Annotated in this window: 11 protein-coding genes; 8 read left to right on the plus strand and 3 right to left on the minus strand. The window is 44.0% G+C overall.

Annotation, left to right across the window (positions count from 1 at the left end; translation table 11 throughout):
* Window positions 1-21: 21 nt before the first annotated feature.
* The gene (locus ACYX4W_RS06820; RefSeq protein WP_476075065.1) at window positions 22-501 is read right to left on the minus strand and encodes a hypothetical protein; all 480 of its coding nucleotides are present in this window, start codon (window positions 499-501) and stop codon (window positions 22-24) included.
* A 151-nt stretch (window positions 502-652) separates the two neighbouring features.
* Here ACYX4W_RS06820 and ACYX4W_RS06825 point away from each other — a divergent pair, with 151 nt between their 5' ends.
* Window positions 653-1,888 (plus strand): PQQ-dependent sugar dehydrogenase, encoded by a 1,236-nt coding sequence (locus ACYX4W_RS06825; protein ID WP_476075066.1) that lies wholly within the window; start codon window positions 653-655, stop codon window positions 1,886-1,888.
* A gap of 392 nt (window positions 1,889-2,280) precedes the next feature.
* Window positions 2,281-5,091: a bifunctional aconitate hydratase 2/2-methylisocitrate dehydratase gene (locus ACYX4W_RS06830; RefSeq protein ID WP_474808671.1), complete on the plus strand. Its 2,811-nt coding sequence runs from the start codon at window positions 2,281-2,283 to the stop codon at window positions 5,089-5,091.
* A gap of 192 nt (window positions 5,092-5,283) precedes the next feature.
* Here ACYX4W_RS06830 and ACYX4W_RS06835 read toward each other — a convergent pair whose 3' ends face one another.
* On the minus strand, window positions 5,284-6,288 hold the full coding sequence (locus ACYX4W_RS06835) for a 5'-methylthioadenosine/S-adenosylhomocysteine nucleosidase family protein (RefSeq protein WP_476075067.1): 1,005 nt from the start codon (window positions 6,286-6,288) through the stop codon (window positions 5,284-5,286).
* A gap of 236 nt (window positions 6,289-6,524) precedes the next feature.
* Here ACYX4W_RS06835 and ACYX4W_RS06840 point away from each other — a divergent pair, with 236 nt between their 5' ends.
* The 6 genes from ACYX4W_RS06840 to lysC all read left to right on the plus strand — a co-directional run bounded on the left by ACYX4W_RS06840 (window position 6,525) and on the right by lysC (window position 14,661).
* The gene (locus tag ACYX4W_RS06840) at window positions 6,525-8,237 is read left to right on the plus strand and encodes an ATP-binding protein (RefSeq protein WP_476075068.1); all 1,713 of its coding nucleotides are present in this window, start codon (window positions 6,525-6,527) and stop codon (window positions 8,235-8,237) included.
* Window positions 8,238-8,366: 129 nt separating this feature from the next.
* Window positions 8,367-8,624 (plus strand): DNA ligase, encoded by a 258-nt coding sequence (locus ACYX4W_RS06845; protein WP_476075069.1) that lies wholly within the window; start codon window positions 8,367-8,369, stop codon window positions 8,622-8,624.
* A 139-nt stretch (window positions 8,625-8,763) separates the two neighbouring features.
* A complete protein-coding gene (locus tag ACYX4W_RS06850) occupies window positions 8,764-9,738 on the plus strand; it encodes a DNA ligase (RefSeq protein WP_476075070.1) in 975 nt (324 codons plus the stop codon).
* A gap of 380 nt (window positions 9,739-10,118) precedes the next feature.
* Window positions 10,119-12,731, plus strand: a complete 2,613-nt coding sequence (gene acnB, locus ACYX4W_RS06855) for a bifunctional aconitate hydratase 2/2-methylisocitrate dehydratase (RefSeq protein ID WP_476075450.1) — start codon at window positions 10,119-10,121, stop codon at window positions 12,729-12,731.
* Window positions 12,732-12,803: 72 nt separating this feature from the next.
* Complete coding sequence (locus tag ACYX4W_RS06860) at window positions 12,804-13,253, plus strand: DUF192 domain-containing protein (protein WP_476075071.1); 450 nt, start codon at window positions 12,804-12,806, stop codon at window positions 13,251-13,253.
* A gap of 58 nt (window positions 13,254-13,311) precedes the next feature.
* Window positions 13,312-14,661, plus strand: a complete 1,350-nt coding sequence (gene lysC, locus ACYX4W_RS06865) for a lysine-sensitive aspartokinase 3 (RefSeq protein WP_476075072.1) — start codon at window positions 13,312-13,314, stop codon at window positions 14,659-14,661.
* 76 nt (window positions 14,662-14,737) lie between these two features.
* Here lysC and ACYX4W_RS06870 read toward each other — a convergent pair whose 3' ends face one another.
* A complete protein-coding gene (locus ACYX4W_RS06870; RefSeq protein ID WP_476075073.1) occupies window positions 14,738-15,304 on the minus strand; it encodes an SOUL family heme-binding protein in 567 nt (188 codons plus the stop codon).
* Window positions 15,305-15,500: the final 196 nt, after the last annotated feature.

Genomic DNA, 15,500 nt, shown 5'->3' on the forward strand with positions numbered 1-15,500 from the left:
ATTTAGTAGTATAAGTTTTGGTTATTGATGGCGGCTGAAACTATCACTGAATTGGCGATAGAGAAACCCTGAACAGACGCCTGCAAAACACTGTGCTGCAAGTCCTAGTGTCGAGCGAGCACCTGCAATAAGGGTGACATTTAAAATAGGCTGCATGGCTAGCAACATCAGTAGGAAAGAAAGGCCGCCTGCAGCAGCGAAGAGAACCGTTCGACTAGTGCTGTTCGCACTTTTTGCGTCGTTAAGGCCTAGACGGTTGACTATTAAGTGCGTTATTGAAAAAGCTAACAGCAAAGTTACGGCGATAATAGCACCGTAAGTGGGTAAGAGACCTATAGCGTCCTGCCATATCATGGATAGCCAATCGTTAACGTTTAACTCGACGCCAATTTGAACCAAGCCCATCAAAACAGAAATTGAATGAAATAGACTTGCAAGTAGGAAACCGACTGCCCAAGATGGGACAAAATGAAAAATAGCGCGGCGAGTTAAGTGTCTCATGTATCACATTCCGAGGTTCGTCTGTTATTACCATGTATTAACTATCGACAAAGCGCAACAAGAACACTGAATGTAGTTATATTGTGCTTAATAACCAAGCATATCTTTATAGCTTAAATTAGCTTAGCTAAGGCCTTCGAGGACAATAACAATGGAGTTAGAGCGTATCGTAAGAAAGTTTTTGGTTTTTGCGTTAGCTAGTGGAGCGTTTTCGCATGTTCTGGCGTCAAGTCTCGCTTCTGACGCTCGTGTCGAGCCCACACGTAATACCCAAAAGCATGCGGTTATAAGCGATGAGCCGGCGTCTTTAAAACGTTTTGCTAGTAACGTAGTAACCGAAGACTTGGTAACCTCGATAGCGTTTCCAAAGGCGTTAACAACAGTTATCGATAAGGTGAACGCAACTACGCATATAGTGATAGTGACAAGAGATGGAGAGCTTGTTATTGCTGATGATGACGGTGAGATTTCTAGGTTCTCTTTGGCTCTCGATAACTTGTATACAAAAGGTCAGGGAGGTGTGCTAGACATTCTTATCCCTTCCCAGTTTCCCGCCAATCCCGCGGTGTTACTCAGTTATTCCAAGGGTAGTGATGATGCTAACCGTCTTGCTGTAGTAAAAGGTGAGCTTTCTCTCACTTCTGGCATTAGTAACATTGAACCCGTAATTGAAGTAGCGCAAACAAAAGATACGCCTGTGCACTATGGCGGGAAGCTTCTTCAGCTTAGAACTAGTGAAGCAAGCCAAGGGCAGGGCTTTCTAGTCACTACCGGTGACGGATTTGATTACCGAGAGCAAGCGCAGGTTGTTAGCTCACAGTTAGGTAAAGTGCTAGGGTTTACACTATCAGGTGAACCGCTAACGAATCCTTCTTTCTCTAAAAGTCCTTATGTATTTACCTTGGGGCATCGCAACCCTCAAGGGTTAGTGCAGGGGCCTAAAGGGCAGATATTTCTGCATGAACACGGTCCCGATGGCGGCGACGAGGTAAACTTGCTTCAAAAAGGCGCGAACTATGGTTGGCCTGTAGTTACGCTAGGAAAAGACTATTCAGGTGCCAGAATTTCACCTTTTTCAACTTATCCGGATATGACAGACCCCATTGTGGATTGGACACCATCCATCGCGCCGTCATCCATGATTTACTACTCACATGATCAGTATCCAATGTTGACCGATACCTTACTTGTTACCAGTTTGAAAGCGAAAGCCTTATATGCGGTCCATAAAATACCGAATAAATATGTTTCTACGAAAATTTATGAGGAACTAGAAGTGCGATTACGAGATATAGCGGTTGATCACCAAGGTAACCTTCTACTTTTAACTGACGGTGAGAATGCCAAGGTAGTAAAAGTTTCACCTAAACAGAACAATGCACAATAAAAAATCAATAAACTGAAATTTTGTTTCAAATTTGAAGGTAATTTGTACTGGTAGCACCATAAATAGAATGAATCTTTATCATAAGTGCAACACTATTATTTATCTTTATTGGTCAAACCATTCTTATTAAAAATGATTTTGTACTTCAGTCTTTATCTTTGTAAGTAACTGAATTTAATAATTATTGCGCATTTTTTTCAAAAAGTCATTTTTTGCACCTATGCTCTTTGAGGTTTATTTTACTTTGGTTTAAGCGGCTGTATAACCAACTGATTACTTTCAGTCATTACGTAACTGCTAAAAATCAGTTAAAATATCCCTCATTTTTATATGCGTATAGCTAAGACCGACTTAACACTACGCCCAAGTAAAACTAAGACCGAGAGAACTATATGAGTTTGTATTCAGAATATCTGGCAGAGATCGAAACCCGTAAAACGGAATTAGGTCTTAACCCTAAGCCAATTGACAGTGCAGAACTGCTGTCTGAAATTATTGCTCAAATTAAAGATACAACAAACGAGCACCGCGAAGACTCTCTAAAATTCTTTATCTATAACACCTTGCCAGGAACGACGCCTGCCGCTGGTGTTAAAGCACAATTTTTGAAAGAAATTGTACTTGGCGAAGAAAAAGTAGAAGAAATCACGCCAGAGTTTGCACTTGAGCTACTTTCACACATGAAAGGTGGTCCGTCTGTAGAAGCACTTCTAGATCTTGCTCTTTCTGATGATGAAGCCGTTGCCAAGCCTGCAGCTGAAGTGTTGAAAACTCAGGTTTATCTATACGAAGCCGATACTGAGCGTCTTGAAACGGCATTTAAAGCAGGTAACGCGATTGCTAAAGACGTGCTAGAAAGCTACGCAAAAGCTGAATTCTTTACCAAGCTTCCTGACGTTCCAGAGAAAATCGAAGTAGTGACCTATATCGCTGCTGAAGGTGATATCTCAACTGACCTTCTTTCTCCAGGTAACCAAGCGCACTCTCGTGCAGACCGTGAACTTCACGGCCAGTGCATGATTTCTCCTGAAGCGCAGCAAGAAATTGTTGAGCTAGGTAAAAAGCACCCTAACGCAAAAGTTATGCTTATTGCTGAAAAAGGCACAATGGGTGTAGGTTCTTCACGTATGTCTGGTGTGAACAACGTAGCACTTTGGGCTGGTGAGCCTACAAGCCCTTACATTCCTTTTGTAAACAAAGCGCCAATTGTTGCTGGTACTAACGGTATCGCACCTATCTTCCTTACTACTGTAGACGTAACTGGTGGTATTGGTCTTGACCTTAAAAACTGGGTTAAGAAAACAGACGAAAATGGCGAAGTGGTTCGCGATGCAAATGGCGACCCAGTGCTTGAAGAAGCTTACTCTGTTGCAACGGGTACGGTACTGACTATTGATACCAAAGCGAAGAAGCTTTTCAACGGTTCAGAAGAACTGGCTGACGTATCTGCCTCATTTACTCCTCAGAAAATGGAGTTCATGAAAGCGGGTGGTTCTTACGCTGTAGTATTCGGTAAGCAGCTACAATCTTTTGCTGCACGTACACTAGGTGTTGAAGCTCCAGCAGTTTATGCGCAATCGAAAGAAGTTTCACACGAAGGCCAAGGCCTTACTGCTGTAGAAAAAATCTTTAACCGCAATGCGGTAGGCGTAAATTCAGATGCGCCGCTTCACGCGGGCTCTGACGTTCGCGTTAAAGTAAACATTGTGGGTTCTCAGGACACTACTGGCCCAATGACCTGCCAAGAACTAGAGTCTATGGCGGCATCAACTATTTCACCTACTGTTGACGGTGCATACCAGTCTGGTTGTCACACGGCGTCAGTATGGGATAAGAAAGCACAGGCTAACATTCCTAAGCTAATGTCATTCATGAACAACTTTGGCGTAATCACAGCACGTGATCCTAAAGGTGTTTACCACTCAATGACTGACGTTATTCACAAAGTGCTTAACGACATCACCGTAGACGACCGCGCCATCATCATTGGTGGTGATTCGCACACTCGTATGTCAAAAGGTGTAGCATTCGGTGCCGACTCAGGTACGGTTGCATTAGCACTTGCAACGGGTGAAGCGGCAATGCCAATTCCAGAGTCTGTGAAAGTGACCTTTAAAGGTAGCATGAAAGAGCACATGGACTTCCGTGATGTGGTTCACGCTACTCAAGCTCAAATGCTTAAGCAATTCGCTGGCGAGAACGTGTTCCAAGGTCGTGTAATTGAAGTACAAATCGGTACTCTACTTGCTGACCAAGCGTTTACGTTCACAGACTGGTCTGCAGAAATGAAAGCGAAAGCGTCAATCTGTATCTCTGACAATGAGACTATGGTTGCGTCACTTGAGCTTGCTAAGAGCCGTATCCAAATCATGATCGACAAGGGTATGGATAACGAAGCTAACATGCTTCAAGGTCTAATTGACCTTGCTGACAAGCGTATTGCTGAAATCAAGTCTGGCGAAGTACCAGCGCTTGCACCAGATGACAACGCTAAATACTACGCAGAAGTGGTTATCGACCTAGATCAAATCGATGAGCCAATGATTGCTGACCCAGACGTAAATAACGAAGACGTATCTAAGCGTTATACTCACGACGTTATCCGTCCAGTTTCTTATTACGATGGTAAGCCAGTAGACCTAGGTTTCGTAGGTTCTTGTATGGTTCACAAAGGCGACATGCAAATTATCGCGCAAATGCTTCGTAACCTAGAGAAGCTTAACGGCTCTGTAGAGTTTAAAGCACCGCTAGTTGTTGCGCCACCTACATACAACATCGTTGACGAGCTAAAAGCAGAAGGCGACTGGGAAGTACTTGCAAAATACGCAGGCTTCGAGTTCGACGATGCTAAGCCTAAAGAAGCTGCGCGTACTAAATACGACAACATTCTTTACCTAGAGCGTCCTGGATGTAACCTATGTATGGGTAACCAAGAAAAAGCTGAGCCGGGCGATACCGTAATTGCTACCTCTACACGTCTTTTCCAAGGTCGTGTTGTAGCTGACTCTGCTGAGAAGAAAGGTGAATCACTACTAGGCTCTACGCCGCTAGTAGTACTTTCAACGGTTCTTGGTCGTTTCCCAACGACAGAAGAGTACAAGCAAGCAGTTGCAGGCATTGACCTAACTAAGTTTGCTCCACCTTCTGAAGACTTGGCAGTTAAGCCTAAGTTCGAAGCAGATGTAGCCGTTAAGCGCGTATAAGCACTTACCGCTAAACAAGACATTAAAAAGCCCCAACCATGGTTGGGGCTTTTTTATACCCGAAATAATGGGGTCAAAGTACAAAATAATGGGGTCAGAGTACATAAACTAAGAAGATTGGGGTCAGAGTACATTTCTTTGAAACCTACTCTGCTTAAATGCCGAAAAATGTACTCTGACCCCATTTATTTGTTATTTGGGGTCGGTTGCTACGAGTTCGTCAAGTATGCCAAGTAGTAGTTTGGTGCCGGTACCAGAGGCTATTGCGTCAAATACATTCTCAACATTTTTACCGTGCTGACCGCCCGCTAAGTCGCTAATTGATCGGATAATTAACCAGTCTACGTCGTTAACAAAGCTCACCTGTGCGACGGTCGCTGATTCCATTTCCGCAACATCAGCCGTGTAAACGTCACGCAGCCACTCACGGTATTTAGCGTTGTCTACGAATACTGAACCTGTTACTCCATTTCCACCTATATCAACCAGTATTTCCTTACCTGATGGCATAGTGATAGGCGGGATCTTTGTGAGCGCGCGTTTTGCCATTTCCAATAACGTTTTGTCGGCAGTAAAATAGGGCATTCTTTGGCGGGTGTCCCATCCTTCTTTAACTACAGCCACTTCAGTAGGATGAATAAAGCCTAAGTTTTTATAGTTTGGCGAGTGTTTATCTGTCTCCCGCCGCGCTTTGTAATGTTCGAGTTGTTTAGCGTAATAGTCTGGTAGCTCATAGGTGTTAGCGTCACCTTTCTTTGGGTTGATATAGACAGATTCGTCGTGAAAATACCAACGTTCAGGTACTGCGATATCGCCAGGCGTGTATTTGGGGTTTATGGCCCCTGCAATACCCATCATAACCAGCTTATCAATAGGGAAGTAATCCAACGCCATCTGCACAGTCATTGCTGCGTTGGTAATACTGACACCCGTACTAAATACAACAATGGGCTCACCTTTGTAGGTGCCTAGCTGGTACTTAACCCCTTTAATATAAAGAGTTTGAGTGATCTGTGCGTCGTCCATGGTTGCAAATGCGGCGTCAATGGCTTCAATTTCTGGCTCGTAAGCAGCAACCACGGCTGTCCATTTGTTTGTAACATTGGAAAAATCTTTTGGACCGTACTGGCTAGTATCGTCATTTGCTAAAGACGATAGCGATATACACACGAATAAAACAAAACTACTTAAGCGCATAGTGACCTTATTTAATCTATTTATGCACCAAACAGGTGCGGACAATGAAAAAAGAACGAGTCTAAAAGCCTTGGAGTGCTATAGGCAAGGCTCAAGACCACAATATTAAATATGTTGGCAAGGTTCGGGCCAATAATAGGGTCAGAGTCGCGACTCTGACCCTATTATTGTTATGCAAAATCGCTGTTTAGTACTTATACTGTCTTATCAACTGTTTACTTATCTTTAGAACGCTAATGTCGCAGCAGTACACCACAGCAACTGAATCTTTTGGCGAAGTCACCATGACCTTGCGAAGCGCAGGGTTTAAAATTTTGCTGGTTTTTTCTCTACTGATACTCGTGGTTATTGCTATTAAACAACCCGATAACCTTTATGTGGCGTCGTTTTTTGGTCTCTCGTGGTGTGTCATATCTGTAGTAGGTCTCACCTTTCCTAAAAAACAGGAGCTATTAGCAAAGTTATGGGCCTTACTCACGATTCCAGTGGCCCCTTATTTGGTCATAAGCAATGGACTTATGCCCGCAGCCCTTGCACCTATTGCCACCATATTTCCTATTTTGTTGCTTTCAAATAGCTGGAGAGGTGTTGCCATGGTGGTGCTCGCAAGCTGCACTTTTCTGGTCCCTTTCTACGATAAACCCTACGATGAAGGTCTTTGGTTTAGGTTATGTCTAACAAACGTGATTGTTTCCCTAATCATCTATGTTTTAGCGAGCCAATTGGAGAAAGCTTTACTAGAAAGTAAAAAGAAAACCCTCGAGTTAAACCGAGCGCTCGAGAACGAAAAGCAAGCGTCGGCTGCACAATCACGATTTCTTGCCACCATGTCACACGAGATTCGCACGCCATTAAACGGTATTTTGGGATTAACCGATGTAGTGCTATCTCATGAGGTATCGGAAAGTGCACGGCCTAATCTGGAGAAGATTCAGCGTTCAGGGTTATCGCTTAACCGTATTTTGAACGACATATTAGATCTCTCTAAACTGAACGCAGGTAAGCTCGCGCTGGAGAACATTCCTTTTAATCTAAAAAGTACTGCGAAAGATTGTGTGGCGTTTTATGCGCAATTGGCGCAGAACAAAGGAATTTCATTGCGAATAAATGTAGACAAGGCATTGAATACCAATGTGGTGGGTGATGCTACTCGCCTCTCACAAGTGTTAAACAACTTAGTGAGTAACGCGATCAAGTTTACACATAAGGGCAGTGTAACCCTTGGCCTATCGAAAGGTGAAGCTTCGAAGACCCACCAATTTATAAGATTTTCGGTAAAAGACACGGGAGAGGGGATTGACGTTGATGAACAAGAGCGCGTATTCGACGCATTTACCCAAGCGAACAGCAGCATAAATCGGGTACACGGAGGTACTGGACTTGGATTACAGATAGTAAAAAGTTTAGTTGAAGCAATGGGCGGCACCGTGTATCTAAAAAGCGCTGTTGGCCAGGGGAGTGAGTTCTACTTCGAATTACCGTTTGAGATTACAGATAGTGTAATTGGCACTAAAGAACAGAACAGTAAACCGTCGTTTTCAAACCTTACTGTTTTGGTTGCAGAAGATAATGACATTAACCAGGTTGTCGCAAAATCCTTGTTAGAAGACACAGGATTAAAAGTCGTGATAGCAGATAACGGCAAAGAGGCAGTGGAAGTCGCACAAAAGCAGCATGTCGACCTGATTTTAATGGACCTACACATGCCTGAAATGAACGGCTCTGAAGCCGCTCTAGCGTTGCGACAAGCAAACATTACTATTCCTATTATAGCGTTCACTGCCGCGGTAGTTGCCGAAGAAATAGATAAAGCACTAGCATACGGGATGAATGGATATCTCACAAAACCCGTCAATAAAACGGAACTACACGCTGTACTGACAAAATATTTGGGCGGAGAAATGTCTACAGAAAGTTCCTATATTGCTAAAGAGGCTTATACAGAGTAACGTGTAGTTAAGGTGTCGATAATCCAAATAACCCCCTGTTTTAGAAAAATTAAAATTAAAACGCGCTTGATCCTATTAAGTGAATAGTATTACGTTGAAAAGAAAAACGTCTTATAAAAGGATTTAAGTTTGAACTCACAAATAGCGACTGTTATAGCCCTACTGCTTTTTGCTTTCTCGAGCGGATGCAGTACGGTTTCGACAGCGCAAACTGAACACTGTATTGAGCAAGCTAATCGCGCAGAAGTTTATGAAGTTAATACTGCTGATGAGCGGCTAAACGCATGTTTGGAGACCTACCAAAAGAGACGTGACGAAGAAAGAACGTTTGGTGAGGCATTAGCCGAGGATGTGCTTATCTCTGTTCTAGATATCATCACTGACTAAATTTTTTCAGCCAAGTAAAAACCTTCTTACGTACAGTTAAAAAAAGTCCAAAGGCAGAGTAGTTTACTCTGCCTTTGTCGTTTTAGTCTCTTTCTAATGGCTTTAACGGGCTCCGTTTAATAACTTTTGGAAAGAGCCAATGCGTTATGTTCTGACATCTGTCTGTATGTTTTTATTTACTGCACTTACTCACGTTTGTGCACAGAGCAAGCTTGATATTGTGAACGGTTTGCAGCTTGCCAAGCAGTATGAACACAGCCGCCAAGATATAAACATCACCGATTACTGGGTGAGCGAAAAGTTAGACGGTATTCGGGCACGATGGGATGGCACTGAACTTAGGACCCGAAACAAAAACAAAATATTTGCGCCAGCTTGGTTTACCGCCAATTGGCCTAAAGCGACTATCGACGGTGAACTTTGGATAGAAAGAGGGCAATTTGAACTTACTGCTTCCATCGTGCTTTCTAAGTTAACGGAAGGGAAGTCGCACCTTGTCGCTAATTTTTTGTCTGGGGTAGAAACTAGCGCCGAAAACAGCGCCGAAACTACATCCGACGACGTTGCAGCCGCGTCTATATCAGACACACGCTGGGCTAAGGTTAGGTTTATGGCCTTCGACATGCCTGTAGCAGGCCAGCGTTTTGACAGCCGACTGAACAAGCTTAATAGTCTTAGAAAGGCCACACCCAATCCTACATTTGCCGTGATCCCTCAGTTTAAGCTTTCGTCTCTAACCGCGCTAAAGGAAGAACTTAAACAAGTAACTAAAGACGGTGGTGAAGGGCTGATGCTTCATCACGGGAAGGCGTTTTACCAGACAGGGCGTAGTGACAACCTACTAAAGGTAAAACATTTTGAAGATGCTGAAGCGAAAGTATTGGCGCAACTTCCAGGGAAAGGAAAATTTAAAGGCATGATGGGTTCACTGCTGGTAGAAACATCTGCCGGCATTCGATTTAAATTGGGAACGGGATTTTCTAACAAAGACCGGCAAGCGCCTCCGGCGGTAGGTAGCTGGGTAACTTTCAAGTTTTACGGTGTAACGAAAAACGGCAAGCCAAAATTTGCCAGCTACCTTCGCACTAGACCCGGCTTTGACTTATCAAAATAGCTCGACTTATCAAAATAGTACGGTTATTAATAAGCGAAATAGCCTCAATATCGAACTTTTAATTAACTGTTATCTATCCTTTACGATGCGCTTCAGTTGAGCAAATCTCACATAAAGCTAAACCCTTGTCTTCACAATATTAAACCCTATAACTTAATTAACCAGTAATTGTTTTTGTCATTTTATAAGTTGTCTTATAATCGCTTTTAGCGTTCAAAAGTAATGTTATGAATAGTGATTATAAGCGGATTATAGAGGCTAAAAATTTCAAAATTTAGCCCGTGAAGTTATACTGTTGATGATTAATTAAACACTCCTTGCGTCAAGTGCGTACAAGACCGTTTACTCCCATTGCGCAAGCTAACTTAGAGGAAGAGACTGTGTTACAAGACTATCGCAATCACGTTGAAGAGCGTGCAGCCCAAAATATCCCCCCAAAACCTCTTAATGCAGAACAGGTAGCAGCCCTTGTCGATTTGTTAAAAAGCCCGCCAGCAGGTGAAGAAGAATTCTTACTAGAGTTGCTTTCAGAGCGTGTACCACCGGGGGTTGATGAAGCGGCGTACGTCAAAGCTGGTTTTTTAAGTGCTATTGCAAAAGGCGAAGACAGTTGTGAACTTATCTCAAAAGAGAAAGCTGTTGAATTGCTGGGAAATATGCATGGCGGTTATAACATTGCAACGTTAGTAGAGCTACTTGACGATGAAAACCTCGCGCCATTGGCTGCCAAGGAATTAAAACATACGTTGCTGATGTTTGATGCCTATCACGATGTGGAAGAGAAGCACAAAGCGGGTAATGAATACGCCACTGATATTATTAAATCTTGGGCTGAAGGCGAGTGGTTTACATCGCGCAAGCTAATGGACGATAAAATTACTTACACGGTGTTTAAGGTTACAGGTGAAACCAATACCGATGATTTGTCTCCCGCTCCAGATGCATGGTCTCGTCCAGATATACCGTTACACGCTCTTGCAGCTTACAAAATGCCTCGCGAAGGACTAGAGCCAGAAGAGCCAGGCGTTAAAGGTCCAATGGCGCAAATAGAAGAAGTCAAAAGCAAGGGCTACCCCGTTGCTTTTGTTGGTGATGTAGTAGGTACAGGCTCATCGCGTAAGTCGGCGACTAACTCTGTCTTGTGGTTCTTTGGTGAGGACTTGCCGGGTGTGCCTAACAAACGGGGTGGTGGCGTATGTATCGGTTCCAAAGTCGCACCTATTTTCTTTAACACTATGGAAGACGCTGGCGCATTAGTATTTGAAGCCGACGTTGAAAAAATGAATATGGGAGATGTGATTGATATCTACCCATTTGAAGGAAAAATTACTAATCACGAGACTGGTGAGTTACTTGCAGAATACAGCTATAAATCGAAAGTTATTTTAGATGAGGTTCGTGCCGGCGGACGTATTAACCTGATCATCGGGCGCGGTCTTACCGAGAAAGCGCGTGAGACACTAGGCTTAGGCCCAACGGATTTATTCCGTACGCCTGAGCAGCCAAAAGACAGCGGCGCGGGATTCTCGCTAGCGCAAAAAATGGTGGGCAAAGCGTGTGGCGTTGAAGGTATTCGCCCAGGCACCTACTGCGAACCTAAAATGACAACCGTGGGCTCGCAAGATACCACGGGGCCAATGACCCGCGATGAGCTTAAAGACTTAGCTTGCTTAGGTTTTACTGCCGATTTAACTATGCAGTCCTTCTGTCACACTGCTGCTTATCCAAAGCCGGTGGATATTGAAACCCAGCACACGCTACCTGATTTTATTAGGAATCGAGGTGGGGTATCGCTTCGTCCCGGAGACGGCATTATCCATAGCTGGTTAAACCGCATGCTGCTGCCTGACACAGTAGGGACTGGTGGTGATTCGCATACTCGTTTCCCATTAGGTATTTCGTTCCCTGCCGGCTCTGGCTTGGTGGCGTTTGCAGCAGCAACGGGCGTTATGCCACTGGATATGCCTGAGTCTATATTGGTGCGCTTTAAAGGCGAGATGCAGCCGGGCATTACCTTACGTGACCTTGTACATGCCATTCCGCTATATGGCATTAAACAAGGGCTATTAACGGTAGAGAAAAAAGGCAAAATCAATGCGTTCTCTGGCCGTATTTTAGAAATTGAAGGATTGGAAAACCTGACTGTAGAGCAGGCGTTTGAGTTATCGGATGCGTCGGCAGAACGTTCAGCTGCAGGTTGTACTATTAACCTTTCTGAAGAGTCGATAGCTGAATACCTGCGTTCAAATATTACCATGCTTCGCTGGATGATTAATGAAGGTTATGGCGACCCTCGTACGCTAGAGCGCCGCGCGCAGAAAATGGAAGAGTGGCTAGCTAACCCGGAATTAATGCGCGCCGATGCGGATGCTGAATATGCCGAGGTTATCGAAATTGACCTTAACGACATTAAAGAGCCTATCGTGTGCTGCCCGAATGATCCTGACGATGCGAAAACCCTATCAGACGTTGCAGGTGATAAGGTAGATGAAGTCTTTATTGGCTCGTGTATGACAAACATTGGCCACTTCCGTGCAGCCGGCAAATTGCTTGAGCAATACAATAAAACACTTCCAACCCGTTTATGGATGTCGCCACCAACTAAAATGGACAAAGCTCAGCTAATGGAGGAGGGGTATTACAACATATACGGTCGGGTGGGCGTACGTACAGAAATGCCCGGTTGCTCACTATGTATGGGTAACCAAGCAAGAGTTGATGCAGGCGCTACTGTGCTTTCAACGTCTACTCGTAACTTCCCTAACCGCTTGGGCGATGGGGCGAATGTTTATTTGACCTCAGCAGAGCTTGCCGCGGTGGGGGCTATTGTTGGGCGCATTCCAACTGCCGAAGAATACATGGAGTACGCCAGCAAAATTAACGCGATGTCGGGTGAAGTATTCCGCTACTTAAACTTCGACAAAATGCCTAGCTTTAAAAAGGCGGAAGAAGAAGCTAAGGCGCGCATTATTCCGACGTTGAATGTTGCTTAAAATAGTGTATAAACTACAAAGCCGGTTGCCTTAGTGGTGACCGGCTTTTTTTATGGCGAAAAGGAATGTCTAATGGGAAAATCTTTCTTTATTGTTGCTGCACTTGTATTAACCTTAGGGTGTGCAAAAGCGCAGGTTGACCCTGTATCGTCGCTGAATTCAGTGGACTTCGAATCCATTACACTGGAGATTGGCGGCAAGCACTATGAAGTTGAGTATGCCAAAACCTTTGAACAACGCGCGCAGGGCCTTATGTTTCGCAAAGCTTTGTGCGAAGACTGCGGTATGTTTTTTAAGTTTTCTAGCCCCAAATTTGCGGGCATGTGGATGAAAAACACCTTTGTACCCTTAGACGTAGCATTTATCGACAGAAATGGCGTAATAACGGATATAAAACCTCTCACTCCTCATAGTTTGGAGTCGGTCGGATCATCGAAAGAGGTACTTTACGCGTTGGAAATGAACCAAGGGTGGTTTGCCAAGAATAATATAAAAGTAGGCGACCAAATAACGATTGATTAACTGCGTACAGCGCGGTTGCTGCTAGCGAAAAGCTAGTTTTATTCTGGAGTTAAATATAGTGACAAATGCCTTATCGATAGCTAAGTTCGGTGGAACTAGCGTAGCGAATTACGAAGTAATGCAAAACTGCGCCCGAATTGTTGCCGGTAATGAAAAAACACGCATTGTGGTAGTGAGCGCTTCAGCTGGGGTAACAAATCACCTTGTTAGCCTAGCGCATACGCCAATGACGCAACAGCAAATTGAAGAAACCTGCAAAGCCATTGTGGATATAGAACAGGCTATTCTGAATAAGCTTGATGACAAAGATGCAGTAGAGCCTAAACTTAACGATTTGCTAGAAGAAATGCGCAGCTTAGCGTTTCACGAAGAAATACTTCACCGCGATGATTTAAAAGATCAGCTGCTATCTATGGGTGAGCGAATGTCATCATTGATGTTCTCATCAGTGCTTGCAGAGCAAGGCGTGAAAACCATGAACTTTGATGTTCGCAAAGTACTTCGTACTGACAGCGAATTCGGTGAAGGCGCGCCTCAAATAGAAGAAATTGAAAAACTTGCCAAACAGCTGCTCGCGCCAGAAATCAAAGACGCGATTGTAGTTACACAAGGTTTTGTTGGTGCAGATGAAGAAGGCCGCACTACAACGTTAGGTCGTGGTGGTTCTGATTTTACGGCTGCACTACTTGCAGAAGCGCTTGATGCCGAATCGTGCGAGATTTGGACTGATGTAACGGGTGTGTACACAACTGATCCGCGCATTACTCCTGCTGCCCATCCGCTGCCTGAACTGAGCTTTGAAGAAGCGGCGGAAATGGCCACCTTTGGTGCCAAGGTACTACACCCTGCTACTATGGAGCCTGCCCTGCGTAAAGACATTAAAGTGTTTGTAGGGTCAAGCAAAGAGCCTGAAAAGGGTGGTACATGGATTGTGCGTGATTGTGAGCACGAACCACCATACCGTGCTATTACTCGCCGTAAAGAGCAAGTAATGGTGACAGTGAAAACACCGAAAATGATGTACGCGCAAGGCTTCCTACAGCAGGTATTTGCTATCATCGCTAAGCATAAGCTGAGTGTTGATTTGGTAACAACATCGGAAATCTCGGTATCTTTTACTCTTGATAACCCCGCGAATTCTGTAGCCCAGCGTTTGAATAAAGAGACTATTGCCGAGCTTGAAACTATCTGTGACGTTAAAGTAGAAAAAGGTTATGACCTTGTCACCGTTGTAGGTAACAACATGCAAACGGCTATTGGAGTTTCAAGTAAGATTCTATCTGCGGTTTCTGATTTTAACCTGCGCATGATTTGCTTTGGAGCTAACCCACACAACCTATCGTTCTTGGTTAACGAGACCGACAGTGATGATGTGGTTCGCAAGCTGCATTCGGCATTGTTTGAATAAGTATTAGGTTTACGTAAAGCATAAGAAAACGGTCGCCCCAGGGCGGCCGTTTTTGTTTTGAGATAAGTACAAGTAGCTAGGGAGCTTCTACCGGAATAATAATTTCATGGCGCTTATTCCAAGGCAGGGTGAATGGAGAGTCGTAACCCATGTAGCTAGGTGAACCCGCCGTTTCGATATTGTTTTCTTCCAATACTTTGCGCAGTCTACGGGTATATTCCTCTTTATCACTATCGCTACTAAAGCCTGAATAGCGGATAGCCGCCACGGTTCTCTCAGGTACGGCAACAAGAGATACATTTTCGTTAGTGGGGGTAGGTGCACTTCGCATGTCATATTTACTGGGTAAGAAAAACATCATAGTTTCTGATGACGACACTTCAACAGGCGAAGTCATCGCAATTTCTTGTGAACCCTTACCAACTTCCACTGGGGAAGTCATAGAGATATCGCTATTCGTTTTGTTCTCACCAGAGATATAGTTAAAAAGTAGGTTGAATGCCCCTGTATCTTCGTTTCCCTTAGACATAACGCCAACAGCTTGGTTGTAATGTCTGATTTCTATATCATCAGCCAGTGTTTTGGTAACTGTATAGGGCAGTGTTTCTGTATCTTTGTAATATGTTGGTTCAGACTGGCTCATGGTGGATATCAGTATCGTAGCAATAAAAAGTGACAGACGGTAAAAGTTAGTAAGCATAGGGTTTTTAAAGTGTGTTATTTGTAAAGTTTCTACGTTGAAAAGCCTATTAATGCTCAGTTTAGTGTTGCTAAGTGTTTTCGGAACAGGCACAAAAAAAGGGGCGTGAGCCCCTTTCATAAATAGTGTGTAAGCAGTG

It is taken from the genome of Alteromonas sp. ABH4_454 (genome assembly GCF_056311775.1).